This is a genomic window from Streptomyces sp. NPDC000941 (genome assembly GCF_053599555.1).
In genome coordinates, this window is sequence record NZ_JBSFMM010000079.1 from 21,123 (window position 1) to 46,792 (window position 25,670).

A 25,670-nucleotide genomic window follows, 5' to 3' on the forward strand; every position below is an offset into this window, starting at 1 on the left:
CTGTGTTCCCTCTCCCTGTGGCGTCAGGAGGTGACGGAGAATCCGCTGAAGACGGCCTCGATGTTCTCGCCGGGGTAGCTGACGTTGGCCGCGCTGGCGACCATTCCGGCGTCACCGGTGCCGGCGGCTGAGGGCACGTCGGCGGTGCCGACCCGCGACCAGGTTTCGCCGTCCTTACTGGCGTACGCGGTGTAGGCGGTGCCGTCCCGGGTCAGCTTCAGATACGCCGGGTGGTAGGTGGAGCCACCGCCCGCCCAGGTGTCCAGCGCGCCGTCGCCATTGCTGTCGGTCATGAACTCCAGCCCGTACTGCTCGGTCATGACCAGCACCGCGTAACCGCCCTTGCCGGGTGCGGTCAGATCGTTGGCGAGGGCGATCCCCGCCTTGCCGAAGGGTGAGGCGCTGTCCTGGGAGACCAACTGGGTCTGCACCGTGGCCTTCTCGCCGGCCGCGTCGTCGAGGTAGATGACGCCCTTCTCGTCCTTCCACCCGGACAGGTCCTGACCGCCGGCCCAGATGGCGAACTGGTCCCCGCCCTGGGCATATCGGGCGTCATCGGTGGTGGCGGTCGTCAGATACGGGGCCGTCACACTGCCGGGGGCCGCCTTGACCTCGGCCCGCACGGTGTCGGAGACCTTCTGGGCCCGGTCGTACGTCACCGTTCCGGTGAGATCGTGACCGCCCCACTTCGCGTCGGCGGCCGGGGTCACCGTCCAGGTGGTCGTGAGCGTTCCCCCGGCCTTGAGGGACTTGGCGGTGGTGGGGCCGGCCGCTGTGGCGGTCCAGCCGTCGGGGAGGTCCAGTGCCGCTTGGACGTTCTTGATGGCCCTGGTGGACCAGTTGGTCGCCTCGGTGGTCACTTGGAAGGGGGTGCCGGAGCCTGTGGACGGAGCGTCCGGACTGATCAGGACGGAGGCGGCCGGGACGTCGTCGCGCTTCAGCGCCTTGATGGCCTTGGCGGCGCCCTTGGCCTTGAGGTTGACGAACGCCGGGGTGACCCCGAGCGGCGCCGCGTACCCCTTGAGGGTCTTGGGGCCGCGGATCACCGTGCCCTGGTTGACGTCGTACCAGGTGCCGGGCGGCAGATGGACGGTCCGGGTGGCGCCGGTGCTCAGCTTGGGGGCGGCGAGCACGGCCGGGCCCAGCATCCACTCGTCGGTGACGGTGTAACTCGCCTTGTCCTTCGGGAAGTCGAAGAACAGGGGCCGCATGATCGGGTCGCCGGTCTTCAGGGTGGACTGGACCTGGTCCCAGATGTACGGGGCGAGCTTCTTGTGCGTCTCGATCGCCTGCCGGTAGAGGTCGACCGTCTCCTGGTCGTAGTCCACCCTCTGCCCGGTGGTGGTGTCATTGGTGTCCACCGGTGACGTCGAGGAGTACATCAGTGGCATCAGCGAGGCGGACTGCGCCCATCGCACCAGGACGTTCTTGGACGGTGCGGGCTGGCCGCCGGAGCCGCCGATCATGTCCGACTCGACGAACGGGTAGCCGATGGTGGAGATCGCAAGGTTCTGGGTGGCGGAGGCGCGCAGGGACTCCCAGCCGGTGCCCTTGTCGACCTGGCGGGTGACGAAGCCGGCCTTGTGGGCCGTCTCGTTCCAGTGCACCCGGATGCCCGCGCCCTGGAGGTCGAACTCGTCGGCGAGCTGTGTGCCGAGCTTCTGGTAATCGGTGGCCTGGTGGCCTTCGCGCGGCGCGCACTTCTCGTCGAAGAAGCGGGTGTCGAACTTCAGCCCGTCGATGTCATAGGTGTCCATGAGCTTCTTGAGGTTGCCCTCGTACCAGGCCCTGGCGTCGGGGTTCGCCAGGTCGATGATCCCGGCCTGGCCGTTCCACCAGGTCACTTCGCAGGGCTTGCCGGTGTCCTTGGCGTCCATGAGGAGATAGCCGTTGTCGACGGCGTGCTGGTAGTTGTCCGAGTCCAGGTTGATCCACAGGGTGACCCAGAGGCCGAAGTCGAACCCCATGTCGTGGATCTTCTTGGACATGCCCTTGGGATCGGGGAAGGTCCTGGGGTCCCAGGTCAGATTGCCGTAGTTCGATTCCCACTTGTCGTCGAGCTGGATGGTGTGTCCGTCAAGACCGTTGTCGTGGAGGTCGGTGGCATAGTCGAGCAGTTTCTCCTGGTCGACCTTGGTATAGAACTGTGCCCAGGAATTCCACAGCGGCTTGGCGTACTGCTCGTAGGTGGCATCGCTCTTGCTCGGCTTGCCGACGATGCCGATGTAGTCGCGGTAGACCTCCAGCGGGGTCGACTCGACGAACACGGTGGCCTTGTAGGTGCCGGGGGACTCGACGGTGAAGCGGCCCAGGCCGTCCTTGTCCCCATTGAGTGTCACGTCCATGACACTCCCAGTGTCGACCCGGAGACCGGTCGCGGTGGAGGTGTACCAGAACGGATCGATCATGTTGTACGAGGCCGGGCCGAAGGTCGCGTGTTCGACCTCTCCTGCGTCGAGCGGCCAGGGCTGATTGACACCGGGCCCGCCCTGCGGGGTCTCCGCCTCGCCATGGCCGTACCAGTGGCCGGCCGATGACAGGTCGTAGGCGAGGCCGAGTTGGTCGGGGCTGCCGCCCTCGACGTCCCAGTCCAGCTGGTAACGGTCGGATACGGGGGTCAGCCGCGCCTTGACGGTGGCGCCATCGAGCGTGGTGTCGGCGGTGAGCGCGAGGACGCCGTCCTTCCATGCCCAGTCGGTGACCTCGGTCGCGTGCTGCCACTGGCCGCCGGAGCGGAATCGCAGGCTCCCCGTGTCGCCGCCCGCAGTGCTGAGCACGGCTTCTCCGGCGCGCTCGGTGGTGACGGCGAGTTCGTCGGTTGCGATGTCGACGGTGTAGCCGGGGGTCTTCTCGGTGGCCGGCACGGACACGGTGAGAGCATCCGCGCTGTGGGTCACCTTCGGCGGGGCAGCGGTGTCCGCTCGGGCCGGTGTGGTGAGGGGTTCGGCCACGGACGGTATGAGCGCCAGGGCCACCGCGGCGGCCAGGAGCGTGCCGAATCTGCTGGTTCTGCGCGATCTGCGCGGATGGGTGCGCACTGACGTCCTCCTGCGGGGCGGGACATGGCGTCGTTGAGCGGCACTGCAAGATCATGCTTATTTGTGTTCATGTTCTGGTCATAAGTGTCAACTGTCAACGCTCTGTCCCATGATTTCTTGGCTCTGCCCACCGGCCCTGTTGCCCCTGGTGACGGTGGAATCCCCGGGTCCGCGCCCTGGTTCCGGTGGCCGCGGACCCGGGGAAGGCGGCGGTAAATTCTGTGTGAACCGTGCCCGATTCGGGTGGTTCCGCTTCCTGTGCGTCGGCCAGATGCGAGGGGTGGGCCGGTTAGGCCAGGATCACCGAACGGGTCAGATGCGGGGGGTTGTCCGGGTTCAGGCCGCGCGCCGCACCTAGGACGGCGGCCAGCCGCTGCACCACGACCAGGTCGGCCACCGGGTCGCGCCCGAGGGCGACCAACTACTCCATCACCGGGTAGGACTCCGCCCAGGCGCCCGCCGCCTCGCGCATCTTCAGGGCCGCCTCCTGAGCGATCCCGTACGCCCAGCCCCGGCCCAGGAAGGTGAACTGCTCGGCGCTGAGGAGCGCTTCGGGCAGCGGCTCGGCGAGCGCCGACGCCGCCTGTGCCCGCAGGTGGCCGACGTCCTCGCCGAGCAGCGCGCGCAGCACCTCCGAGGTGGTGCCGGACCGGGTCAGCGCGACCACCCGGCCATAGGCCCGGCCGACCGGCATCTCCGACGCCGGGAACGCGTCCGTCTCCCCGTGACCGCCGGATTCGCGGAGCGCCGCATACGCCTGGGCCATGAACCAGGAGGTCCCGCAGCCCACGACGGCGACCCGTTCGCCGGGCCGGGGCATGGCCGCGTAGGCCGGGCCGTCCGGCCGCCGCGCCAGTTCGGCGGCGCGGCTCCAGCACTCGGGCTGCGTGGCGATCTCGATCTCGGTCCGACTCATGAAGGGACTCCCGTCTCAGGCGCTGATGGGGCCGTCGTCGTAACCGAGTAACCGGCAGCCCTTGACATCATGCGCGAACTTTTGAGCATGATGAATGTTGATGCTCGATTCAGGCAGACTATGAGCAGAAACAATCACTCGCTTGTAGTGAAGGTGGTACCCCGTGAAACGGCACCTCGTCGGTATCGCAGCAGGCGTAACCCTCACCCTGAGTCTCACCGGATGCGGTAAGGGAGGCTCGTCCGGCGGCAGTTCCGACGGAAAAACGATCAAGTTCGTGGCCGCCAAGTACGACGACGACACCCAGCCCTACTGGGAGAAGCTCATCGACAACTTCGAGGCCACGAACCCCGGTTACTCACCGCGGGCGGCTGGCTGGTCGCCCTGATGTTCCTCGCGCCGTACCTTCAGATGCTCCTGACCGCGCTGAAGCCGACGCCGGAACTCATGAAGTCGCCGCCCTCCTATCTGCCGTCGCGGTGGGAGTGGTCGAACTTCGCCGACGTCTGGTCGCTGAAGGACCCGCCGGTCGCCGACACCGCGCTGCTGGTGGGCATCTATCGGGAGATGGTCAGCCTCGATCTGACCGACACCGCGGAGGGGCTGATCCTGGTCAACGCGGCGTTCAACCTGCCGTTCTGCGTCTGGATCCTCAACGCGTACTTCGCGAGCATCCCCAAGGAACCGGAGGAGGCGGCGTACATGGACGGGGCCGGGCGGCTGGGCGCGCCGGCCCGGGTCACTCTGCCGCTGGCGCTGCCCGGAGTGGTGACCGCACTCGTCTACACGTTCATCGGCGCCTGGAACGAGTACGTCGTCGCCCTCACCATCACCTCGTCCGGCGATCGGACGACGCTGACCAAGGCCATCCCCGGATTCGTCACGGCGTACCAGGAGCAGTGGCAGTACCTCTTCGCCACCTCGCCGATCGCGATCGTGCCGGTCGTCGTTCTGTTCGTCTTCGTGGAGCGCTATCTGATCAGCGGTCTGACAGCAGGCGGCGTCAAGTGAGTCACCATGTGAGCCGACGCTCAGGCCCGGACGATCTCCACGCCCGCGGCGGCGAACGGTTCGGTCAGCTCGGGGCCCGCCGTCCTGTCGGTCACCAGCACATGGACGTCCTCCACCGGGCAGATCCGGGCGAAGGCCCGCCGGCCCAGCTTGGAGGAGTCCGCGACGACGATCACCTGCTCGGCGCGCAGGGCGAGCGCCCGGTTGATGCCGGCCTCACCTTCGTCCTGGGCCGTCGCACCGTGCCTGACGTCGATCGCGTCGACGCCGATGAAGACATGGTCGAGGGTGATCTGCGCGAGCACCTCGGTGGCGAGCGGCCCGGTGAGCTCATACGAGGCGGGGCGGGCCACGCCCCCGGTGACGACAAGCTTCACATGGCGGCGTACCACGAGTTCGTTGGCGATGTTCAGCGCGTTGGTGACCACTGTCAGCGAGGGCCCGGCGCCCTCCGTGCCCAGCTCCGGCCGGGTGGCCAGCGCACGGGCGACCGCGGTGGTCGTGGTGCCGCCGTTCAGGCCCACCACGGCGCCCGCCTTCACCAGGCCCGCCGCCGCGTCGGCGATCCGCTCCTTCTCCGGAGCGTTGCGCGCGGCTTTGTAGCGGAGCGGCAGGTCGTACGCGATCGCATTGATCACGGCGCCGCCATGGGTGCGGGTGACCATCTGCTGGCGCGCCAACTCGTCCAGATCACGCCGGATCGTGGCGGCGGAGACACGCAGTACGTCGGCGGCGGCCTCGACCTCGATCCGTCCGTCACGCGTCAGCATCTCCAGCAGCGCGCTCCATCGGGCCTGCGGTGCCGCCATATGCCATCCCCCTGTTCCGTGGTGTGCGGGCCCATGAAATCACAGGCCAAAGGCCGAGTCTCTGAAAGATGATGCCTGTTTGAGCATTTTATCGCGCCAAAACAAGCGTTTTCATCCACGATCACTTCACCGCGAGGAAAGGCCACCGCCCCATGCCCCTGATCCCCACCGCCGAACTCGTCCGCTCAGCCCGCGCTGACGGCCGCGGCGTCGGCGCGTTCAACGTGATCACACTGGAGCACGCCGAGGCGATCGTCGCGGGCGCCGAGGCTGCCGGAACGCCGGTCATCTGCCAGATCAGCGAGAACGCGGTCCGCTTTCACGGTGGCTCCCTCGGCCCCCTCGCCTCCGCCACGGCTGCCGTGGCGGAGGCTGCCCGGGTCCCGGTCGGCCTGCATTTGGACCATGTCACCGACGAGGCGCTGCTGCGCCGCGCCGGTGACTTCGGTTTCGGTCCGTACCGATCCCGACGCCGCGCGCGCGTTCGTGGCCGCCACCGGCGTCGACGCGCTCGCCGTGGCGGTCGGCAGTTCGCACGCGATGACGACCAGAACAGCGACACTCGACCACGACCTCATCGCCCGGATCGCGCACAGCGTCCCGACCCCCCTCGTACTGCACGGTTCGACCGGCGTACCCGACGACGAACTCCGCCGTGCGGTCGCTGGAGGCATGACGAAGATCAACATAGGTACGGCGCTGAACATCGCCTTCACGGGAGCGATACGCGACTTCTGCACCGAGGACACGCACACCGTCGATCCGCGGGGCTATCTGGCGGCCGGCCGCACACGCATGGCCGAGGCGGTGGAACACCTGTTGCGGGTCCTCGGCTGATGACGGCCCCTCCCCACGGCTGTGGCTACGGCGGAAGCAGCTTTCCCTGCAAGACACGGGACGCGCGACCGCCCGCACGGGGTCCGGGACAACGAGGGCCGACTACACCTCGCCGGTGGCGAACAGTTCGAGGTGCCCGCACTTGGGGCAGCGGAACGCCTCTATCTGCCGCCGGGGACGGCCCATCCGCTTGGCACCCCCGAAAATTCCCCGCTCCAGCGCGCCCTCGATCCAGCGCGCGTACCCACGCGAGTGCTCGCCGGCGTCCTCGATGAAACCGTCCACCAGGCCGACGGTGCCGCAATGAGTGCACGTGTAGTTGTTCATCCCGTGAGTGTAGGAAACAGCGCGGCCAGGGCGGACTCGTAGCCGTCGACTCCCGCCCGGCTGGGACGGCGGAGGTCTGGGCCCACGGCCGGTACGCCTGCTCAGCCCCCCGACACCCGTTCTACTCCGCCGGGAAGAGCCGTAGCTTCGCGGTGTCCCCCGCGATGGCGAGAACGGCGATCGACAGCTCGTTGACGGTGGAGGGCCCGCCCTGGTCGGGGCGTTGCCCGAGCAGGTTGGAGGTGAATCCGCTCGCGTCGACCGAGCTCAGGTCCACGCCCTCGGCACCGACGGCGCTCACCGTGAACGGTCCCGCCCGAAGGCCGGCGGCGCGCGGGATCTCGGTGCCCTTCGTCACGACGACCGTGCAGCTTCCGTCCGCACATGCCCGCAGCTCGGCCGGGGTTGACAGCTTCATCGGCTTCACCGCGGTCGGCGACGGCGATGGGGAGGGCTTCGTGGGCGTTGGCGAGGTGGGCGACGGTTCGACCGAACGCGAGGGGGCGGGTGCGGGCGCCCCCGCGTCGCCGTCCGAGTCGGAGCCGCAGCCGGTCAGCGCGGCAGCGAGGGCCAGGGCGCAGACGGTCCCCGCCGGGCCGCGCGCCGCGGTCAGTCTGGCCCTGCGGCGGCGGGCCGATGAATCCGATGTGGTCATGGGGTCGTTCTATACGCGGGTGTCCGGGACGGGTCCCGCGCGCCCGTCGCCTCGTACGACCAGGTTCGCTGTCAAGAAAGCCCGGAACGAACACGACCGTGGCATCCGATCGGTGGCGCCCACCGATCCCTGGCAACCTGCACAATCGTCTCCCTTGCTGCAAGACCGGGTGAAAGCATGGAGGCTGGGGTGAGGGGGGACATGCAAGAGGACGGTCGTACGGCCCTGCTGATCGGCGTGGGTGCCAATCCGGGAGCGGAGCATCGCCTGCCCTCGCTGGGGGCTACAGTCGACGCAGATCTGCGTGTCATGAAGGCCGCTCTGCGGGACAGCGGCTACACGGTGCAGAAGCTGCACAACCCCACCCGTAATGAGATCACTGAACGCATCACCCGTCTCTCGGAGAGCATGTCGGCCGGAAGCACACTGCTCCTCTACTTCACCGGGCACGGCGTGCGGATCGGCGACACCGATTACCTGGTGCCCGCCGATGCCCGTGCCCCTGCCGGTGACGACAGTGATGACAATGACCCGACTACGTGGACGCGGCCACATGTGCGGGAGTCCCTCCTGGATGCTGACATCAGCCGGTACCTGGCCGACTGCAGCGCCGATACCGTGCTGTGGCTGATCGACGCCTGTCGTGGGGTCGCGGACGGACAGGCCGTCGCCTTTGGCAGCCACGTCATCAAGGGCCCGCCGCACAGTGGCTTCGCGATGATGACCGGCTGCGGCCCCGGTGAACCCAGTGGGTTCGCGGATGCCGGCAGCTTCTTCACGCGGGCACTGGCCCACGCCTTCGACGCGCTGACCGAAGCCAGGACGGTGGAGGAGGTGTACGAGGCGGCCCAGCGGAAGACGCGGGAGCTGGCCCTGCGTGCGCGGGCCGAGCCGCAGACGGTACTGGTCCACTACGGAACCGACTTGGCAGCGCGGACCAAGTCGCGCGAGGTCGCCAGAGGCCGACGGCTGCTGGAGGCTTGGCGGGACGCCGTACGCGCGCCGGCGCTCTGGGAGCGGGTGCCGGAGTGCGACGCGGAAGCCGTCGTCCGTCTGCAGGACTGTCTGACCTCGCTGGCCACCGACACGGCCCGCCATGTCCACCGTGCTCAGGAGCGGCTCCCCGATCCGTGGGCCGACGACGACTATCCGGTACGGCTGCTGACCGACCGGCTCCCCTTGGTGCTGGCAAAGGGCGTCGAGTTGTCCGCTCTGGAGGTCACCGCGCTGATCGCCGGTGTCCTGCTGCATGAGGCGGCCTGGGCCGAGCGGCTGAGCCAGGCCGCCGAGCTCCGACCGCAGCTTGTCCGGCGCGACAGCGGGGCCGACGACCAGCGGCGGCACTACGAGCAGATCACGGAGTACCACCCTCAGATCGCCGAGAAGCTCACAGACTGGTATTTGTGGGTGGCAGAGCCCGCCGATGACCGGCACGCCGTCACCCTGTGGCTGGTGCACCAGTGGATCGCGGAGCGGTTCGCGACCGACGAGGAGGCCGTGCCCGCCGTCTTGGCCGACGGATTTGTGGCGCGGCTCCTGGACGTGGCACCGCCGCCGGTGGGCGAGGGGCTCGGTGGCCGGGCGGGATCGCTCTCCGCGGCCCTGCGCACGGTCGCCGCGGGCCTCGCCCTCGGCGCCCCGCCGGACGATCAGCGGCTGTCCCTGCCGGACCGTCACGTTGTGCGCAGGACTCCGTGGCGGCTGCGGATACGGCCCCTTGCGGCGCTGTTGCGGCTGGCGGGCCTGCTCGCGTTCGACGCCCGGCGCCTGCCGGAGGTCCTCGCCGAGCACCTCGCCGTCTCCGATCCGGTGGTGCCGCGTGAGGTGATCACTGTGCTGCGGGACGCGTTATGGGACCTCGACCAGGACGGGGCCATGCCCTCGTACCTCCATCTGGACGCGCTCTGCCCGCATCCGGCGATCCACGCGGCACTCGCCTCGGTCGTCGAGGACGCCGACGACCTCGGGTACGCACTGCGGGAGTCGGCCCGCCACCTGCCCGAGGACGAGGCCGCGCTGCTCCGGGGGCTGCCCGCGCGGCTGACCGACCACCGGCTGCGGCCCGACAGGGAGCGCGGGGCGGACACGTACGACGTGCCGCTCGCACGTTTCACGCTGGCGCAGACGGAGATCCGCCGCCTACTGATGGGCGAGAAGCTGTACGACGGCCAACCCGAGCTCGCCCTGCGGGAGCTGTACCAGAACGCCATGGACGCCTGCCGTTACCGGGACATGCGTGTCCGATATCTGCGGGGTCTCGGCAGGGAGCCCGGAGAGTGGGTCGGCCGGATCCGCGTCGAGGTGGGCGAGGACAGTCGCGGACGTTACGTCGAGTGCGTGGACAACGGCGTCGGCATGACCGCCGACCAGCTGAAAAACACCTTCACCCGCGCGGGCCGCCGCTTCGACCAGTCGCACTCTTTCCGCCGGGAGCAGGCCGCGTGGCTGCGCCACGACCCATCGCTGCGGCTGTATCCCAACAGCCGTTTCGGCATCGGTGTTTTCAGCTACTTCATGCTCGCCGACGAGATGACCATCGTGACCCGTCCGGTCGGCCCTGACGGCCGCCCAGCCGAGAAGGCGCTGCGTGTCGAGATCCCGGTCAGCGGCAGTCTCTTCCGGCTGCGGGAGGACGACGGGCCCGGCAGCGCGGCGCTGTCCGAGGGCGGTACGAGCGTCCGGCTGCACCTGCGCCGTACGGGGGCGCTCACCGAGGACTCCGTCGTAACGGTACTGCGGTCCCTGGTCCGGCTCAGCGAGTTCCGGCTGGAGGTACGCGGCGAAGACGGTACCGAGGACGTCTGGCTGCCCGGGCTCCTCAAGCCGGGGGAGGCTCGGCACGCGGCATCCGCCGAGTCGGCCGTCGAGGCGGTGCCGGGCACCCTGTGGTGGGTTGGGGGCGACGGGACGATCGTGTGCGACGGGATCGCCACCGACAAACGGACCTTCGGGTACGTTCTCAATCTGTCGGGCGCGCACGCGGGTGAACTGAGCGTCAATCGCAAGAAGCTGGAGAGCTACGACGTTCGCTGGGCGCAGCAGCAGTTCCAGCGAGGCGCCCATGTGCTCTCCGCTCGAGCCGGATTGAGCCTCGCGTGGCTGCGGAACATGGAATCCCGCGAGCCCTCGATCGCCCGCATCCTGTGGCGGGAGTGGCAGGGGCAAGGGGTGCGCGCTTCGGCCGGCCTCGGGCGGTCTGTCAACCTTGACGAGGTCGGCTGGTTCAGGCTGGACTCCTCCTTGGCTAGACAGCCGAACCGACACGAGGACGAGAAGGTCACGGCATTGGTCCGGCCCTGGCGGCTGGCCGTCCTCGGGCCGGATCACCAAGCCCAGAAGGAAGCGGCGCCCCTGTCCCTGTCAGGGCACCCTGTGCCGCGCCCGGGCTGGTCGGACATCGCGGAGAAGGTCAAGGGTGACTGGCGCACCGCGGTTCTGATGGCCAACGAGCACCAGATGACCGTGGCGGAGGTGCTCCGCGCGACGCGGGGCCTGCGCATCGTGCATCCGCGGCTGGCGGGACCGGCCGTCCGGGGCCAGGGCGACCTGGACTGGAAACCAGAATTCACCGACTGGTGTGTGATGACCGGGCTCCTGGGCCCTAAACGCGCTCCGCTGGCCGGCCTCTCCGTCTCCGTCCAGGGGCAGCGCCTGTCCAAGCGGCCGGCCGCCAAAGAGATCTACTACCGGCACGCACCCCAGGATCTCTCCGGCATCGCCCGTGCCTCAGCCATGTATCGCACGCCACTCGGCGAGCTTGCCAAAGCCTGCACTCGGTACGCGCCGTTCCTGAAAGATCCGCTGCCCCCAGCACCGCACCACCACCGCGATCACATCTGCACCGACGACGAGCTCAAGCTGCTCTACCTCCAGGAGGAGGAGCGTCACTGGCGTCCGGCCACACACCCCTGGGACGTACGGGTGGTGGCCGCGGCGGCAGGCCTCGATACGGGCGAAGCACAACGGCGTATTGCGGATTTCGCCTGGCTGGACCGCCCCTTGCCCGACCCCTTCCTGGTCGCCCGGTGGGATGCCGTGTCGACCGACGTATTTCAGCTCGTGCGCCGTTACCTCGTCCACGGACCCGACAGCCGCCCCGCGCTGCCGTGGGCCGCCACCATCGAGCTGGCCGCGGAATTCGAGATCTCCGTATGGGAGGCGGAACGCGTACTCGCCCGTGAGACGGAGGGCCTCGGACTGGTCCACCATCGGCGCTACACCAGGCGGTCGGCTGGACGAGACATGGTCCCGTCACCCGAGACGGGCAACCTCGCACGGTGGCTGCACGGGGCGGACCTACGGCTGGAGGACGGCATCTCGCTCCGTGACCTCGCGTTCGCTCGCTCTGACGACTGGTCCTGGGAGGAAACGTCGTGGTTCGCTGATGAGTTGAGAGAAGCCGGGGTGAATCTCCCGGACGCGGCCAACCTGCTACAGGCCTGGGATACTCTGCCGACCCCCAGCAGATATGCCTTCTCCGGGGAAGACCCCAGCTGGGAGGGTGCCGACTACCCCGTGCCGGCCACCTCTGCCGTGCTGTTCACCGCGAGCGAGCGGCTCCGGCAAAAGCTGTCGTTCCTCTGGGACACCGCACGCCAGGAAGTCGACAACCTGGAGCTGGGCACCAGCCTGGTCGCATCAGGCCCGCCTGAAGAGCTCAGAACGTTCAGCCCGACGCGGCAAGAGACCGAGGCGCTGGTCGAACAGGGCCCGCATGAGGACGTGGAATACGAGTGGTTCGAGACTCCGCGCTGGACCCCCCTCACCGCGCAGCGCCTCGTGAGCTACGCCCGTGCCCGCAACCTCGGGGTTCGGGCGGCATACCAGGCGCTGGCGCCCTTGCGCTCCCTCGGTGCGCTCGTACCGGAGCTGTCCGCCGCGGCCGAGGCCGCCCTGCCCGACGAGGTGCCCACCGCACACGATGCCGTGGCAGTCGACCCGGCTCATCGGGTGTCCGCACCCGGGTCCCCACTGATGCCCCTCGACCTGGTCAGCATCGCAGGACGTCTCGGTGAGTCGGTGTGTCACACCTGGCAGCGGCGTATCACCCCGTACATCGGCTTGGGGGAAACGCCTCCGGCGATCAACGACGTGCCCGACGTCGTGCCCGGCTGGCAGGACCTTGCGATCCTCTCCGAAGGCCTCGACGGCAGACTGCCCGCCCTGACCGGTGCGGTGAGCCACGACCACATCGAGCACTGCGCGCGGGCGATGGGTGAGACACCGACGTGGGTACGCCGGCGCCTGGAGGTGTACCGGGGCATGTTCGGGCTCCGGTTCGATCGGGTCGACGAACTGGGAGAAGAACCCGACGAGCAGAAAGCGGAGCGATGACGCGAGTCAGCCGGCACGATCACAGCACACCGTATGCCGATGAGGATCTCGGCGAGGTCGACGCCACCCTGTTCACTCAGCTCCCGGCCCCGGATGGGCAGGGAGTGATCGTCGCCGGAACATGCCCCCGCTGCGATGGCCCCACCAGGACACTGTTCCCGTGGGCGACACCGGGAACCGGATCGAAGGGGGCACTGAGCCTGCTGTTCGGGGGCGGCACTACGAGGAGAGCGGAGGACGGGCCGGATCCATTGGTGGCCGAAGTGCACTTGTGCGAGTGCGGCCACGCCCATCCGCAGTGCCCTCCGGACACGTCGTACCTCGGGTGTGGAGCCAGTTGGCGGATCCGGCGATGAGTACCCGTTCCGACCGCCGCTGGGCCGAACTCGCCCGTGAGCTGGAGTTCACCAGACTCCCGGAACTGCGCAGACAGGCCGAAGGGTGGCGCACCGGGCTGACGGGGCTCACAGCGCTGCTCGCGGTCCTGGTGCTGCTCAAGGGCCGCGACGACCTCAACGGCCTCCCTGATTGGGCCCGCAACACCGCCACGGGACTGCTGATGGCTGCCTTTCTGCTGTTGACCGCGGGTTCGCTCCTGGCCGTACGGGCAGCGCACGGAGCTCCCGAGCGCCAGATTCTCCTGGGCGGGCAGGCGCTGCGCCGCTGGACCGAGCAGGAAGTGACACGGGTGACACGAGCACTGGCCTGGGCATCCTTGTGCTGTGTAGTGGGAGTGATCTCGGTGGTCGGGGCGCTCATCGTCGCGTGGGTGACGACGAGCGCTCCCTCCGCGTCTCCGATGGAGGCGAGGACGGCTACCGCCACGGTCTGCGGCGAACTGATGCTGGTCGATGAGCAGCAGGTGGTGATCAACGCGACGGTTGGCGGCAAGGTCTCTTTGCCGCGCGCTTCCGTCCTGAGCGTGAAACCAGTCAAAAGGTGCGACGCGACACCGTGACGCGAGCAGGCTGACGCGCTCCGGGTGCACCGCCTCTCACCGCGCGCGAACAGGCCCTGGTCACCTGGGGCAGGTGAACTCATTCTCCGGCCCCCATGTCTTCCTTTCGTCGTCGTTGTCGCGCACTCCGCACTCCAATGCCACCTCCGGCCCGCGCTCTGTGTCGTGCAGGATGAGTAGCCGCTTGTGCGCGGGGACCTTGCCGTCCCGTCCGAACGCAAGCGTCCCCGACGCGCCCCGTACCCCGGCCGTGCCGCCGGCTCCGTTCACCAGTGCGGCCTGCACCGTGCCGCGGCCGAATGCCGCCGTCCCGGCGTCCTGACGCGCCTCGTTGAGTGCCGTGGCCAGCACCCGCAGGGCGTCAGAGGCCAGCGGCGCGCGGCCGTCGTTGCTCCAAAGGTCGTGTTCGCCGTACGCGGCGGCGTACTGCCGGCGGAAGTTCACGCCCATGACGTTCGGCGGGTACGACTTGGGCAGGGCGTGCGCCGCGTAGTAGAGCCGCAGCCCCGGATAGCGCAGGGCCACTCGGCGCCCGATCGCGGACAGGCGGCCGCACGGCCCGTGGCGGCGCCGAAGGCCGGGCGAGATGATAGCCGACGTCCGGCGCCTCGAGGAGAGCGCGTGGTAGCGTCTGTATACGCTATGTATACGAGCTTCTGGGGGTTGCGGTGGCGTCCGGTCGGGAGACGGCGTACGCGTATCTGAAGGACACGGTTCTGACCGATCCCAGCATGCAGGGGGCGTTCCTGTCCGAGCAGGAGATCGCCGACCGGATCGGGGTCTCCCGCACTCCCATCCGGGAAGCGCTGCTCCTGCTCGCCGCCGAGGACCTGGTCGAACTCGTGCCCAAGCGGGGCGCCCGGGTGTCGCCGCTGACGGGGCGGGACATCAGGGAGCTGATGGAGCTGCGGGGCATCGTGGAGCGATACGCCGCGCAGCAGCTCGTCACCGCCGGACGGGTACCGGTGCAAGAGCTGCGGTCGCTGCTCGAGCGGCAGGATGAACTCACCGGCCCCGGCCAGGCCCGGGAGTTCATCGCGGTGGACCACCAGTTCCACGCGGCGCTGGTGTCGGCCGTGGGGAACACGTTGCTCGACCGGCACTACGACGGCTTGCGCAGCCGCCAGGTCCGGGCCGGGGTAGTGGCCGTGTTCAACCAGCAAGGGCGGCAGGAGGCGGTGCTGAAGGAACACCGGGCCATCGTGGACGCCCTTGCCGCCGGCGACGCCGGGCAGGCGTGCGCCGCGATCGACCATCACCTGCAGTCGACGCTCAAGGTGCTGCTCGAGGGCTACTGACCGGTGGTCCGGGATGCCGGTGGTCCGTCGGGATAGGTGATCACGAGCATCGTGACCCCGTTCTCGGAGGTCCACGGGCCATGCGGCATACCGGGCGGGCGGCAGGCGTACATGCCCGCGGTGAAGGTCTCGCCGAGCGTCAGGTCGTGCAGCGCCCCGTCGACGAGGTAGACCTCCTCCCAGAAGTCGTGGCGTGTCACGCCCTGCGCCGAGGTGTCGGTGCCGGGCGCCCAGTGGACCAGCACGGTCCGGCCGCCGCCGTCGGGGTCGTCGGCCAGCACGCGTTCCCGTACGCCCGGACCGGTCTGCGCGGTAGTGGTCCACGGTCCGGCGGGCAGGTGGAATTCCAGCTCCGGCTTGCTCACTGCCATACCTCCGGCCGCCTGTTGGCCAGCACCGATGTGTTCTTCCGTACGGCCGTGACCTCGTCGATGTCGAGGTCGGCGACCAGCAGATCCGGTTCAGCGTCCAGGGCGTGCCGCACGGTTCCGTCGGGGCCGACGATCCGGCTGTGCCCGATGCCGGTCGGCGCGCCTCCCGGGGCGGTGCCGGGGTCGGCCTGGCCGACGGCGGCCAGCCAGAGGGTGGCGTCCAGGGCCCGTGCCCGCACCAGCAGCTCCCACTGGTCGAGCTTGCCGGGCCCGGCTCCCCAGGAGGCCGCCAGCAGTGTCGCGGCCGCGCCGGCGTCGGCGTGTGCCCGGAACAGCTCCGGGAAGCGGACGTCGTAGCAGGTGGCCAGCCCCAGCCGTACGCCGTCCACATCCATGACGGTGGTCCGCGAGCCCGCGGCGACGGTGTCGGACTCTCGGTAGCCGAAGGCGTCGTAGAGGTGGATCTTGTCGTACGACGTCTCGACGCCGGGGCCGGTGGCCAGCAGGGTGTTGGCCACCTTGCCGCCGTCCGCCGGGGTGAACATGCCGGCCACGATGACGGTGCCGGTGGAGCGGGCGATCTCCCGTACTCCGTCGGCCCACGGTCCGTGCAGGGGTTCGGCGAGCGGTGCCAGTGGGGTGCCGAAGCAGGCCATCGAGGCCTCGGGGAAGACGACGACACGGGCTCCGGCGTCCGCGGCGCGCTGTGCCCATTCCTCGATGAGCCGCAGGTTCTTCCCGGGATCCGGGCCGGTGGTGAGCTGGCTCAGTGCGATCCGCATACTTCCTCCTCAGTGGGTCAGACGGCAGTGGGTCGGACGGCGTCGGCCGTGGCCTGCTCGGCCGGTGTGGCGAGCCGGGCGTCCTCGTCGACGGCGGCTTCGGGATCGCGGCCCAGGAACACCCCCGCGAGGGAGACGGCCGCGGCGACGGCGATGTAGAGGGCCAGCGGCAGCCAGCTGCCGTAGGCGCTCAGCAGGGTGGTGAACAGCAGCGGGGCGACGGCGCCGCCGATGATGCCGGCCAGGGTGTACGCCAGCGAGGAGCCGGTGTAGCGCAGCCGGGGCGAGAACTGCTCCGCGATGAAGGCGGCCTGCGGCCCGTACAGGAAGCAGTGGATCACGAGGCCCACCACGACGCCCAGCGCCAGCGGGATCCAGCTGCCGCCGCCGATCATCGGGAAGAACAGGAACGGCCACACACCGGCGGCCACCGCGGCACAGCCGTACAGCACGCGACGGTTGATCCGATCGGAGACGGCACCGGCCAGTGGCATCAGGAAGACCTGCAGCGAGGAGCCGATGAGGACGGCCGCGAGGGCGGAACCGCGCGACATGCCCAGTTCCCCGGTGGCGTACGTCAGGACGAACACGGTGAACATGGCGTACAGCACGTCGGGGCCGACGCGGCAGAGGATCGCGGCGAGCAGGGCGCGAGGCTGGGTGGTGAAGACCTCGCGGATCGGCGCCTCGGGCCGGGACTGCTCGGCCTCCATCGCCTTGAAGACGGGGGTCTCCTCCAGCTTCGCCCGTATCCACAGGCCGAAGGCGACGAGGGCGCCGGAGAGCAGGAAGGCCACGCGCCAGCCCCATGCCTCGAACTGCGCCTCGGTCAGCAGCGCGCCGAGGGCGGCCAGGACGCCGTTGGCCAGGAGATTGCCCGCCGGCGGGCCCACCTGCGCGGCCGAGGCATAGAAGCCGCGGCGGCGCGGGTCTCCGAACTCGCTGGACAGCAGCACCGCGCCGCCCCACTCGCCGCCGACGCCCACGCCCTGCGCGAACCGCAGCACGACCAGGGCGATCGGGGCGGCGACCCCGACCGTGGAGTACGTGGGCAGGACTCCGATCAGGAAGGTGGCCGCGCCGATCAGGACCAGTGTGGCGATCAGCACCTTCTTGCGGCCGATCACATCGCCGAGGCGGCCGAAGACGACCCCGCCCAGCGGGCGCGAGAGGTAGCCGACCGCGTACGTGGAGAAGGCCAGCAGCGTGCCGGTGAGCGGGTCCTCCGAAGGGAAGAAGAGATCGCCGAAGACCAGGGCCGCCGCGGCGGAGTAGACGGCGAAGTCGTACCACTCCAGGGCTGTGCCGGTCAGGCTCGCGACGAAGGCCCGGCGGATGCCGGAGCGCCTCTCGGACGCCCTCGGATCGTCCTTGGTGGTGTCGTGCATGGTGCCCATCCTTGCTCGGAGACATCGACCTTCCGGCATACTTCTTGTATACAGGTCGTATGCGCAAGCCCTGCGCGAGAAGTTAACCGCGGAGAAATCCGCCACCGCGGACCGTCACCCGAACTCTGGGAGTGCCTTCATGGCTCAGCTGACCTTCGAACTGCCGGACGGATCGACACGCGAGATCGACATCGTCCAGGTCCTCAACGCCGGGTACGCCGGGCGCAGCCAGGACGACGTCGCCGCGCATATCGCCGAACTCGCCGAGCTCGGCGTGCCCACCCCGTCCGTGACCCCGACCCTCTACCCCGTCGCCCCCTACCTCGCCCAGCAGATCGACCGCGTCGCGGTCCAGCACCGGCGCACCTCCGGCGAGGCCGAGTGGGCGCTCGTCGTGGCCGGCGACGGCGAGCTGCTGCTCACGGCCGCCTGCGACCACACCGACCGCGACCTCGAGGTGCACGGCGTGGCATGGAGCAAGAACGCCGGCCCCGACGTCCTCGCCCGCCGAGCCTGGCGGCTCGCCGACGTCGAATCCCGCCTGGACGACCTCACCCTGCGCGCCTGGGTCACCCACGACGGCACCGAGACCGAGATCCAGCACGGCACCCTCGGCGAACTCCTCACCCCCGGCTACTGGGTCGACGTCCTGCGCTCCCGCGACGCCCTCACCCCGGGCACCGTCCTCATCTCCGGCACCATCCCCATGGCCCCGGGTGTTGACCAGTTCGCCGACGCCTGGCGCGTGGAACTGGGCGACCCCGCCACCGGCGACACCATCCGCCTCGCCTACGACGTGCGCCCCATGCCGGAACCCATCGGCTGACGAGCCGTCGGCGGACCCCAGAGACGGCCCGCGGTGGCGATGCGCCCGGACGTTACGTACTTCGGCGTGCTCCGGACCGGCGGCATCGTCGTTCCGATGAATCCCTTGCTCAAGTCCCGGGAAGTCGCCTACTACCCTCTGGAACCAAGGTGCGCCGAAGGGCGCCGAGTGACCCACGCGAACCTCACCCGCAACTGCGACATCGTGGCCACCGATCTGCTCCCTGCGGGATGGCCCAGACCCGGTTCGGTCGGCATCCCGATCCGGGGTGTCGAGATGCGGGTGGTCAACGGGGACGAGAAGTCCGTACAGCACGGGGAAGTCGGTGAGATCGTGATCCGCGGTCATCGGCCTGCCGGATCCCGATCTCGGTGCGGGACATCGTCCGGTGCTGCATCGATCGGCCTTCGGTCGCCGCAGGCGACCCGGCAGAACCGGCCCGCGCCGCGGGCACAGGGAGAAACCGCGGTACGGGCCGGTTCACGTACCCGGCGCAGCCGCTCTGGAGCGTACGGCTGCGCGGGACGGCATCCGCCGCTAGGCGCCCACATCCCGCCCGCGGGTGCGGACCAGTCCCGCCGCCGTCAGCAGCACAGCCGTCAGCAGCAGCCACAGCAGCGGGGCTGCCGCCACATCACCGCCCGGCACCCGCGGAATATGCGTGAACGGTGACACATCCAGCACACTCTGGTCGAATTCCAGCGCCTGACCGAACTGGCCCAGCACGAAGCACAGCGCCAGCGCGCCCCATCCCACCGTGGCGGTCAGCCGGGGCAGGAGGCCGAACAGAGCCAGCGTCAGACCGGACAGGATCCACACCGCCGGCAGTTGGATCATCGCTGCCCCCAGGATCGACGGCAGCTGGCCGCCCACGTCCGAGACGTTCGCCCCGTGCACCACGCCCGCCGACACACCGGCCAGGGCCAGCGCAACCGCAGGACCGATCAAGGCGAACACCAGGTGGCTGGCCACCCACGGGATACGGCCGGCGCCGGAGGCGAGCAGGTACTCTCCGCGGGAGGACTCTTCCTCCTGGCGCAGTCGCAGTACCGCCTGGACGCCGTAACCGGCGGCGATCAGACCCACCAGGCTCATCATGGCCGCGATGTAGGAGTCGACGAGCCCCTGCTGTCCACCGATCCGGGCGAACACATCCTGAAGGTTCTTATTGTCCTTCAACAGATCGCCCACGCCCTCGGCCAGTCCGCCGAACACCCCGCCCAGGATCACGAACACGCCCGCCCAGCCGACGAGCAGCGTCCGGTGCAGGCGCCATGCCAGACCCAGCGGGCCACGCAGCGCCGGAGCGGCCTCGGCCGGACCGAGGCGGGCCGCCAGCAAGCCGGCACCGACGTCCCGCCGCGCGGAGACCGTCACCGCGACCGCGGACACCACGGCGGTGAACACCACGAACAGCAGCAACACCCACCACCGGTCTTCCGCGAACGCGCTCAGCTCCGTCCGCCACCCCAGGGGCGACAGCCAGTTCAGCCAGTTGAGGCCGCTGTCCTCGCCGCTGGCGTCCGCCGCGAGCCGGATCAGCAGGAATGCCCCCAGGCTGCCGATGGCGATACCACGGGCCGTTCCCGCGTTTTCCGTCACCTGCGCCGCCAGCGCACCGACCGCCGCGAACACGCACCCCACCGCGGCAAAGCCCAGCCCCAGGATCAGGGAGCCGGAGCCGGGGAGGTCCTGACGCAGTGTGGCGCCGATCAGCAGACCGACCACGAGGTTGGCCACCATGGTCACCGACACGGCCGCGGCCAGGGCGGAGTGTCGTCCGCAGACGCCGGCGCTGAGCAGTTCACGCCGCCCCGCCTGCTCTTCCGTCCGGGTATGACGGATCACCGTCAGCACGCTCACCAGCGCGATGAAGATCGGAACCGCGCCCAGGCGTTGGGAGATGATCCCCCCTACGCCGGAGTCCTGCAATGGTCCGTACAGTGCGAGGAACGTGGGATTGGTGCCGCTGGTGTTCGCGTACTCCGCGCGGTCAGCAGCCGTCGGGTACTGGTCCTGATACGTGGTGGAGAGACTCGACGCGATCAGAACCAGCCACAGCATCCACACCAGCAGCAGCCAGCGGTCTCGGCGCAGAATCAGCCGGATCAGCCTGCCCGTACCGGTCAAAGCAGTCACCGGGCCGCCCCCACTCCGGCGCCCTGGCCGCTGTCACCGCTGCTCTCGCCGTCCGTGGCGTAGTGTCGCAGGAAGAGATCCTCCAACGTCGGCGGCTGGCTGACCAGGCTGCGCACTCCCAGCGCCGTCAGGCGCCCCAGCACCCCGTCCAGTTCGTCGGTGTCGACCTCGCACCGCACACGGCCGCCGTCCACCCGCAGTCCGTGGACGCCCACGAGGCCTTTCAACCCGGCCGGCGACTCCTTCACCACGGCGTCGATGGAGGTGCGCGTCAGGTGCCGCATGTCCGCGAGAGTGCCGGCCTCCACCCGCCGCCCGGCGCGGATGATGCTCACCCGCTCGCACAGCGCCTCGACCTCGGAGAGGATGTGGCTGGACAGCAGTACCGTACGGCCCGCGTCACGCGCCTCGATCACACACTGCCGGAACACCTCCTCCATCAGCGGGTCCAGGCCCGATGTCGGCTCGTCCAGCAGCAGCAGTTCGGCGTCGGAGGCGAGGGCCGCCACCAGCGCGACCTTTTGCCGGTTGCCCTTGGAATAAGTGCGCGTCTTTTTCTTCGGGTCCAGCTGGAACCGCTCCAGCAGCTCTGTCTTCCGTGTTTTGTCCAGGCCACCGCGCATCCGGCCGAGTAAGTCGATGACCTCACCACCGGACAGGCTCGGCCAGAGGGTGACGTCGCCGGGTACGTAGGCGATCCGCTGGTGGAGCTCGGTCGCCTCGGCCCACGGGTCGCCGCCGAGCAGCCGAACCTCACCCTGATCGGCGCGCATGAGCCCCAGGAGGATCCTGATCGTCGTCGACTTGCCCGCGCCGTTCGGCCCGAGGAATCCGTGGACCTCGCCGGTGGCCACGCTCAGTTCGAGTCCGTCCAGCGCACGGGTGGGACCGAACTGCTTCACCAGCCCGGTCACCGTAATGGCATCAGACATGGCAGCGTCCTTCAGTCATGGGGGATGTCTTCTCGTCTCGGTGTTCATCGGAGGGTGACGTGCCGCCTGCCCCTGCGGGCGGCTGGTCGTCCGGGAGGTGGTGCTCGGGTCCGGGAGTGTGGCCGCCGGCCAGGTTCTCCTGAGCGGAGGCCGCGTACTCCGGGCTCACCAGGGGGTGGGAGTAGATATCGAGCAAGGCCAGGGCGATCGTCCGGTCGCCCTCCGCGGAGAAGATGTCCATGCCCATCGTGCGGGAGATGTGCTCGTGAAACGTGGCGATCCCCAGGGACTGCGCGACCATCAGCGCGGCGCGGGTCGTCCGGTCCGCCCGGGGCTCGTCCGGCCGCTCGGCGTCGGCCCGTGCGAGCCATCGGTCGACCATCTTCACCATTTCGTCGAACATCGGCGCCGCGACGGAGGAGTCGTCCCACAGGGCGTTCAGCAGGTAGCGCTGGAAGGGGTCCAGGGTGTGGCGGTCGGCCACCTCGTGCTCCACGCCGCCGGGCTGCTGCTCCCGCTCCAGGGCCTGGTCGTTGAAGCGGTGGAGGGCTTGGAGGACGTATGCGTCGCAGGCGTCCCGGAGGTCCTCCTTGGATCCGAAGTGGTGCCGGACGAGCCCGGGGGACACACCTGCGGTGCGGGCGATCTCACGGATCGTCGCCTTCGCGAACCCGGAATCGGTGAAGTGCTTGAGAGCCGCGTCCCGGATGCGGGCGCGGGCGGTCAGGTCCTCCGACTCGGGTGCTGATCTGCCGATCCTGCGCGGGGTCTTGCGCCCGGCGGCGCCATCCCCTACTCCCTTCATGCGGCACTCCCACTCACGCGTATTGCTCGCTGCACGGCCGCGTCGTTTACTGTACAGCCGTGTAGTCGATGATACGCACGTATAGCCGTTGCGCAAGGAGCGGGGAGCTGCCGAATTCGCGGCTGGGCGCGGCCGGTTCCGCGGGGGCGTGGCAGACCGCTGTGACCTCGGACTTTAGCCAGCCGTTGCCGCGGCTTCGGTGGTCAGTGGCTGGGTCTTACTGCACACGTATGGCGTACCGCAGCCAGTCAAGCCCCCTTGGAGGAACGCGATGACGTCTCCGTCAGCTCCGCCGCCGACGAGCGACCAGGTGACCGACTACTACAGCGCGCTGGGGCCGCTGTTGCGGATGGCGTGGGGCGACAACCTCCACTTCGGTTATTGGGAGGGGCCGTCGGATCGGAGTTCGCCGCAGGAGGCGACGGATCGGTTTACGGATGTGCTGGCGGAGCGATTGGGGGTGGGTGTGGGGTGTGGGGTGTCGGGTGTTGGATGCGGGGTGTGGGATCGGCAGTCCGGCGTTGCGGGTGGCGGCGTCGACGGGTGCTGAGGTGCTGGGGATCACGATCAGTGGGCAGCAGGTGGACCAGGCGGTGGAACTGACGGAGCGGGCGGGGATGTCCGACCGGGTGCGGTTCCAGCTGAAGGATGCGATGGACACGGGGTTCGAGGCGGCGTCGTTCGACGCGGTGCTGGCGTTCGAGTCGATCGTGCACATGGACCGGCCCACCGCGCTGCGGGAGTGGAAACGGGTCCTCAAACCCGGCGGCCGCATCGTCCTCACCGACACCTTCCCCCTGGGGGACAGTGTCCGGCAGCCCGGTGACACGGTCGGGGACGTGGCCTCGATGGCGAGCCTGGAGGACTACCCGGGGCTCCTGGCGGACGCGGGGCTGGAGCTGGACGACCTCAGGGACGTCACCGAGCACACCAAGTTCACCTTCACCCGGGTGATCGACGGAATCCTGCGGTGCCGCAAGGACTTCGAGCGGGAGTACGGGATGACGGTGGAGGAGGTGCTTGAGGCGATGAAGCCGGTCCATCCACAGGCGTCCCAGACGGCCGGGTTCGGCGCGTCCCCCCAGGTCGGGTGCCTGATCGCAGTCGCACACAAGCCGGTGTCCCCCGGTCCCGGTGCGCGGTAGCCGGGACGGGGTGCCGTCATGAAGGGCATCATCCTTGCGGGCGGGAGCGGCACGCGGCTGCAGCCCCTGACCCTGGTCAGCTCCAAACAGCTGGCCCCGGTCTACGACAAGCCCATGATCTACTACCCGCTGTCCATCCTGATGTTCGCGGGGATCCGGGACGTCCTGATCATCACCCGCCCCCGGGGAGCTGGCGGCCTTCCGGCAGTTGCTGGGGGACGGCAATGCGCTGGGGATGTCGTTGTCGTACGCGGCGCAGGACGAGCCGCGGGGCATCGCGGACGCCTTCCTGGTGGGCGCCGACCACATCGCCGGCGAGGACTGCGCCCTGGTGTTGGGCGACAACCTCTTCCACGGCGCGGACCTGCCGTCGCTGCTGCGGCGCAGCGTGCGGCAGCTGGACGGGTGCGTGCTGTTCGGGCACCAGGTGGCGGATCCCGAGCGTTACGGCGTGGCCGAGATCGACCAGGAGGGCCGTCTGGTGTCCATCGAAGAGAAGCCGGAGAAGCCGAGGTCGAACCTGGCCGTGCCGGGGCTGTACTTCTTCGACGGCCAAGTGGTGGACATCGCGGCGAGCGTGCGGCCGTCGGACCGGGGCGAGCTGGAGATCACCGATGTGCTCCACGCGTATCTGGAGCAGGGTCGGGCCCGGCTGGTGTGGCTGGGGCGCGGGGTGACCTGGCTGGACACGGGGACGCACGAGACGCTGCTGGAGGCGGGCGAGTTCGTCCGGCATGTCCAGCGCCACCAGGGCATGCGGATCGCCTGTCTTGAGGAGATCGCCCTGCACATGGGGTTCATCGGAGTGGAGGAGTGTTACGAGCTGGGGGCCGCGATGGGCCACTCGCCGTACGGTCAGTACGTGATGGACCGGGCCCGCTCGTACCTGCCCGAGCGGGCGCTGGCGAAGCTGCTGGAGGAGGCGTGAACCTTCTGGTGACCGGGGCCGCGGGGTTCATCGGTTCGGCGTATGTGCGGATGCTGCTGGAGGGCGAGCTCTCGGGCGCCGGGGTCTCCGGTGTGACGGTGTTGGACAAGCTCACCTATGCCGGGTCGCGGGAGAATCTCGACCTGGCCGACCGGCGGCTGAGGTTCGTCGAGGGCGACATCTGCGACGCGGATCTGGTGGGCACGTTGATGGCGGAGGCCGGGCAAGTGGTGCACTTCGCGGCCGAGTCTCATGTGGACCGGTCGATCGCCGACTCGGGAGCGTTTGTGCGCACCAATGTGCTGGGCACGCAGACGTTGCTGGAGGCGGCGCTGCGGCACGGCGTGGAGCAGTTCGTGCACGTGTCGACGGACGAGGTCTACGGGTCGGTGGAGACCGGTTCATCGATGGAGGCGGACGCGCTGGACCCGAACTCGCCGTATGCGGCGTCGAAGGCGTCCTCGGATCTGATCGCCCTGGCGTACTTCCGCACGCACGGCCTGGATGTGCGGGTGACGCGGTGCAGTAACAACTACGGCCCGTGGCAGTTCCCGGAGAAGGTCATACCGCTGTTCATCACCCGGCTGCTGGATGGCGGCCGGGTGCCGCTGTACGGCGACGGCCTGAATGTGCGGGATTGGCTGCATGTGACGGACCATTGCCGGGCGGTGGAGCTGGTGCGGGCCGGGGGCCGGGCCGGTGAGGTGTACAACGTGGACGGCGGAGTGGAACTGACCAACCGTCAACTCATCGAAACGCTGCTGACGGCGTGCGGGAAGGACTGGGACAGCGTGGAGTTCGTACCGGACCGCAAGGGGCATGACCGGCGGTACGCGATCGACGGCGGCAAGCTCCGCCGCGAGCTGGGCTACCGGCCGGTCACCGGCTTCGAGCGCGGGCTGGCCCGGACCGTCGACTGGTACCGGGACAACCGGGCCTGGTGGGAGCCGCGACGGGTGACCGCGTGACAACCGCGCGGACCGGTCCCGGGGCGGCCGGGTCAGGACCGGCGACGGCCGCCCCGGGCCGCGCCTGCACGCTGACGTGGTGTCCGTAGCGGCCGAGCGCGGACAGCTACGCGTGGGAGGTCCACTGCAAGCCGGGCGGTGCCTGGGGCGGCCGGGGCCACAGGGCGGCCGGGGCCACAGGGCGGCCTCGCGGCCGCCCGGCG

General features: G+C 69.4%; 20 protein-coding genes and 4 pseudogenes. 12 read left to right on the forward strand and 12 right to left on the reverse strand.

Translation table 11 applies throughout. The features are described 5' to 3' along the window. Positions 1-23 precede the first annotated feature (23 nt). Positions 24-3,038, reverse strand: a complete 3,015-nt coding sequence (locus ACWDSL_RS24835) for a TIM-barrel domain-containing protein (protein WP_450488873.1) — start codon at positions 3,036-3,038, stop codon at positions 24-26. A gap of 289 nt (positions 3,039-3,327) precedes the next feature. After that, a pseudogene (locus ACWDSL_RS24840) lies at positions 3,328-3,954 on the reverse strand (SIS domain-containing protein). Positions 3,955-4,117: 163 nt separating this feature from the next. Here ACWDSL_RS24840 and ACWDSL_RS24845 point away from each other — a divergent pair. Beyond that, on the forward strand, positions 4,118-4,342 hold the full coding sequence (locus ACWDSL_RS24845) for a hypothetical protein (RefSeq protein ID WP_450488875.1): 225 nt from the start codon (positions 4,118-4,120) through the stop codon (positions 4,340-4,342). After that, the gene (locus ACWDSL_RS24850) at positions 4,342-4,965 is read left to right on the forward strand and encodes a carbohydrate ABC transporter permease (protein WP_450488877.1); all 624 of its coding nucleotides are present in this window, start codon (positions 4,342-4,344) and stop codon (positions 4,963-4,965) included. Before ACWDSL_RS24845 ends, ACWDSL_RS24850 begins: the two co-directional genes overlap by 1 nt. A gap of 20 nt (positions 4,966-4,985) precedes the next feature. Here ACWDSL_RS24850 and ACWDSL_RS24855 read toward each other — a convergent pair whose 3' ends face one another. Beyond that, positions 4,986-5,774 (reverse strand): DeoR/GlpR family DNA-binding transcription regulator, encoded by a 789-nt coding sequence (locus ACWDSL_RS24855; protein WP_450488879.1) that lies wholly within the window; start codon positions 5,772-5,774, stop codon positions 4,986-4,988. Positions 5,775-5,926: 152 nt separating this feature from the next. On the opposite strand from ACWDSL_RS24855, the pseudogene ACWDSL_RS24860 reads away from it, so the two are divergent. After that, positions 5,927-6,611 (forward strand): annotated as a pseudogene (locus tag ACWDSL_RS24860) (class II fructose-bisphosphate aldolase). A gap of 102 nt (positions 6,612-6,713) precedes the next feature. Here the strand turns inward: ACWDSL_RS24860 and ACWDSL_RS24865 are convergent. Together ACWDSL_RS24865 and ACWDSL_RS24870 are read right to left on the reverse strand one after the other, a co-directional pair. Next, positions 6,714-6,938, reverse strand: a complete 225-nt coding sequence (locus ACWDSL_RS24865) for a hypothetical protein (protein ID WP_450488881.1) — start codon at positions 6,936-6,938, stop codon at positions 6,714-6,716. A 121-nt stretch (positions 6,939-7,059) separates the two neighbouring features. Beyond that, positions 7,060-7,593: a hypothetical protein gene (locus tag ACWDSL_RS24870; protein WP_450488883.1), complete on the reverse strand. Its 534-nt coding sequence runs from the start codon at positions 7,591-7,593 to the stop codon at positions 7,060-7,062. Between the two features lie 201 nt (positions 7,594-7,794). On the opposite strand from ACWDSL_RS24870, the gene ACWDSL_RS24875 reads away from it, so the two are divergent. Both ACWDSL_RS24875 and ACWDSL_RS24880 read left to right on the forward strand, forming a co-directional pair. After that, a complete protein-coding gene (locus tag ACWDSL_RS24875) occupies positions 7,795-12,927 on the forward strand; it encodes an HD domain-containing protein (RefSeq protein WP_450488885.1) in 5,133 nt (1,710 codons plus the stop codon). Between the two features lie 352 nt (positions 12,928-13,279). Next, positions 13,280-13,885: a hypothetical protein gene (locus tag ACWDSL_RS24880; RefSeq protein WP_450488887.1), complete on the forward strand. Its 606-nt coding sequence runs from the start codon at positions 13,280-13,282 to the stop codon at positions 13,883-13,885. A gap of 60 nt (positions 13,886-13,945) precedes the next feature. On the opposite strand, the gene ACWDSL_RS24885 is transcribed toward ACWDSL_RS24880, so the two are convergent. Beyond that, positions 13,946-14,410, reverse strand: coding sequence for a hypothetical protein (locus tag ACWDSL_RS24885; protein ID WP_450488889.1), 465 nt, complete (start codon positions 14,408-14,410; stop codon positions 13,946-13,948). Positions 14,411-14,553: 143 nt separating this feature from the next. Between ACWDSL_RS24885 and ACWDSL_RS24890 the strand changes: the two genes are divergently transcribed. Next, positions 14,554-15,183: a GntR family transcriptional regulator gene (locus ACWDSL_RS24890; protein ID WP_450488891.1), complete on the forward strand. Its 630-nt coding sequence runs from the start codon at positions 14,554-14,556 to the stop codon at positions 15,181-15,183. On the opposite strand, the gene ACWDSL_RS24895 is transcribed toward ACWDSL_RS24890, so the two are convergent. Genes ACWDSL_RS24895 through ACWDSL_RS24905 form a run of 3 tightly spaced genes read right to left on the reverse strand, consistent with a single transcriptional unit; the run spans position 15,177 to position 17,724 of the window. After that, a complete protein-coding gene (locus ACWDSL_RS24895; protein WP_450488893.1) occupies positions 15,177-15,548 on the reverse strand; it encodes a cupin domain-containing protein in 372 nt (123 codons plus the stop codon). The genes ACWDSL_RS24890 and ACWDSL_RS24895 overlap by 7 nt on opposite strands. Continuing rightward, entirely contained in the window at positions 15,545-16,336 is a 792-nt protein-coding gene (locus ACWDSL_RS24900; RefSeq protein WP_450488895.1) for a carbon-nitrogen hydrolase family protein, read from the reverse strand. The genes ACWDSL_RS24895 and ACWDSL_RS24900 overlap by 4 nt, the downstream gene beginning before the upstream one ends. A gap of 17 nt (positions 16,337-16,353) precedes the next feature. Further along, positions 16,354-17,724, reverse strand: a complete 1,371-nt coding sequence (locus tag ACWDSL_RS24905; RefSeq protein WP_450488897.1) for an MFS transporter — start codon at positions 17,722-17,724, stop codon at positions 16,354-16,356. Positions 17,725-17,863: 139 nt separating this feature from the next. Here ACWDSL_RS24905 and ACWDSL_RS24910 point away from each other — a divergent pair, with 139 nt between their 5' ends. Beyond that, positions 17,864-18,550 (forward strand): DUF2848 domain-containing protein, encoded by a 687-nt coding sequence (locus ACWDSL_RS24910; RefSeq protein WP_450488899.1) that lies wholly within the window; start codon positions 17,864-17,866, stop codon positions 18,548-18,550. Between the two features lie 204 nt (positions 18,551-18,754). Then, positions 18,755-18,886 (forward strand): annotated as a pseudogene (locus tag ACWDSL_RS24915) (hypothetical protein); the annotation flags it as partial. A 201-nt stretch (positions 18,887-19,087) separates the two neighbouring features. Here ACWDSL_RS24915 and ACWDSL_RS24920 read toward each other — a convergent pair. From ACWDSL_RS24920 to ACWDSL_RS24930, 3 genes are read right to left on the reverse strand one after another with little or no spacing between them, the layout of a single operon-like run. Next, positions 19,088-20,689, reverse strand: a complete 1,602-nt coding sequence (locus tag ACWDSL_RS24920; protein ID WP_450488901.1) for an ABC transporter permease — start codon at positions 20,687-20,689, stop codon at positions 19,088-19,090. Continuing rightward, the gene (locus tag ACWDSL_RS24925) at positions 20,686-21,621 is read right to left on the reverse strand and encodes an ABC transporter ATP-binding protein (protein WP_450488903.1); all 936 of its coding nucleotides are present in this window, start codon (positions 21,619-21,621) and stop codon (positions 20,686-20,688) included. Before ACWDSL_RS24925 ends, ACWDSL_RS24920 begins: the two co-directional genes overlap by 4 nt. After that, positions 21,614-22,426 (reverse strand): TetR/AcrR family transcriptional regulator, encoded by an 813-nt coding sequence (locus ACWDSL_RS24930; protein ID WP_450488907.1) that lies wholly within the window; start codon positions 22,424-22,426, stop codon positions 21,614-21,616. The genes ACWDSL_RS24925 and ACWDSL_RS24930 overlap by 8 nt, the downstream gene beginning before the upstream one ends. 271 nt (positions 22,427-22,697) lie before the next feature. Here ACWDSL_RS24930 and ACWDSL_RS24935 point away from each other — a divergent pair, with 271 nt between their 5' ends. From ACWDSL_RS24935 to rfbB, 4 genes and pseudogenes are all read left to right on the forward strand, one after another. Then, entirely contained in the window at positions 22,698-22,976 is a 279-nt protein-coding gene (locus ACWDSL_RS24935) for a hypothetical protein (protein ID WP_450488913.1), read from the forward strand. Then, a complete protein-coding gene (locus tag ACWDSL_RS24940) occupies positions 22,864-23,571 on the forward strand; it encodes a methyltransferase domain-containing protein (protein WP_450488909.1) in 708 nt (235 codons plus the stop codon). Before ACWDSL_RS24935 ends, ACWDSL_RS24940 begins: the two co-directional genes overlap by 113 nt. Positions 23,572-23,589: 18 nt before the next feature. Beyond that, positions 23,590-24,499 (forward strand): annotated as a pseudogene (rfbA, locus tag ACWDSL_RS24945) (glucose-1-phosphate thymidylyltransferase RfbA). Beyond that, on the forward strand, positions 24,496-25,467 hold the full coding sequence (gene rfbB / locus ACWDSL_RS24950; RefSeq protein WP_450488911.1) for a dTDP-glucose 4,6-dehydratase: 972 nt from the start codon (positions 24,496-24,498) through the stop codon (positions 25,465-25,467). The pseudogene rfbA and the gene rfbB overlap by 4 nt, the downstream one beginning before the upstream one ends. Positions 25,468-25,670 lie beyond the last annotated feature (203 nt).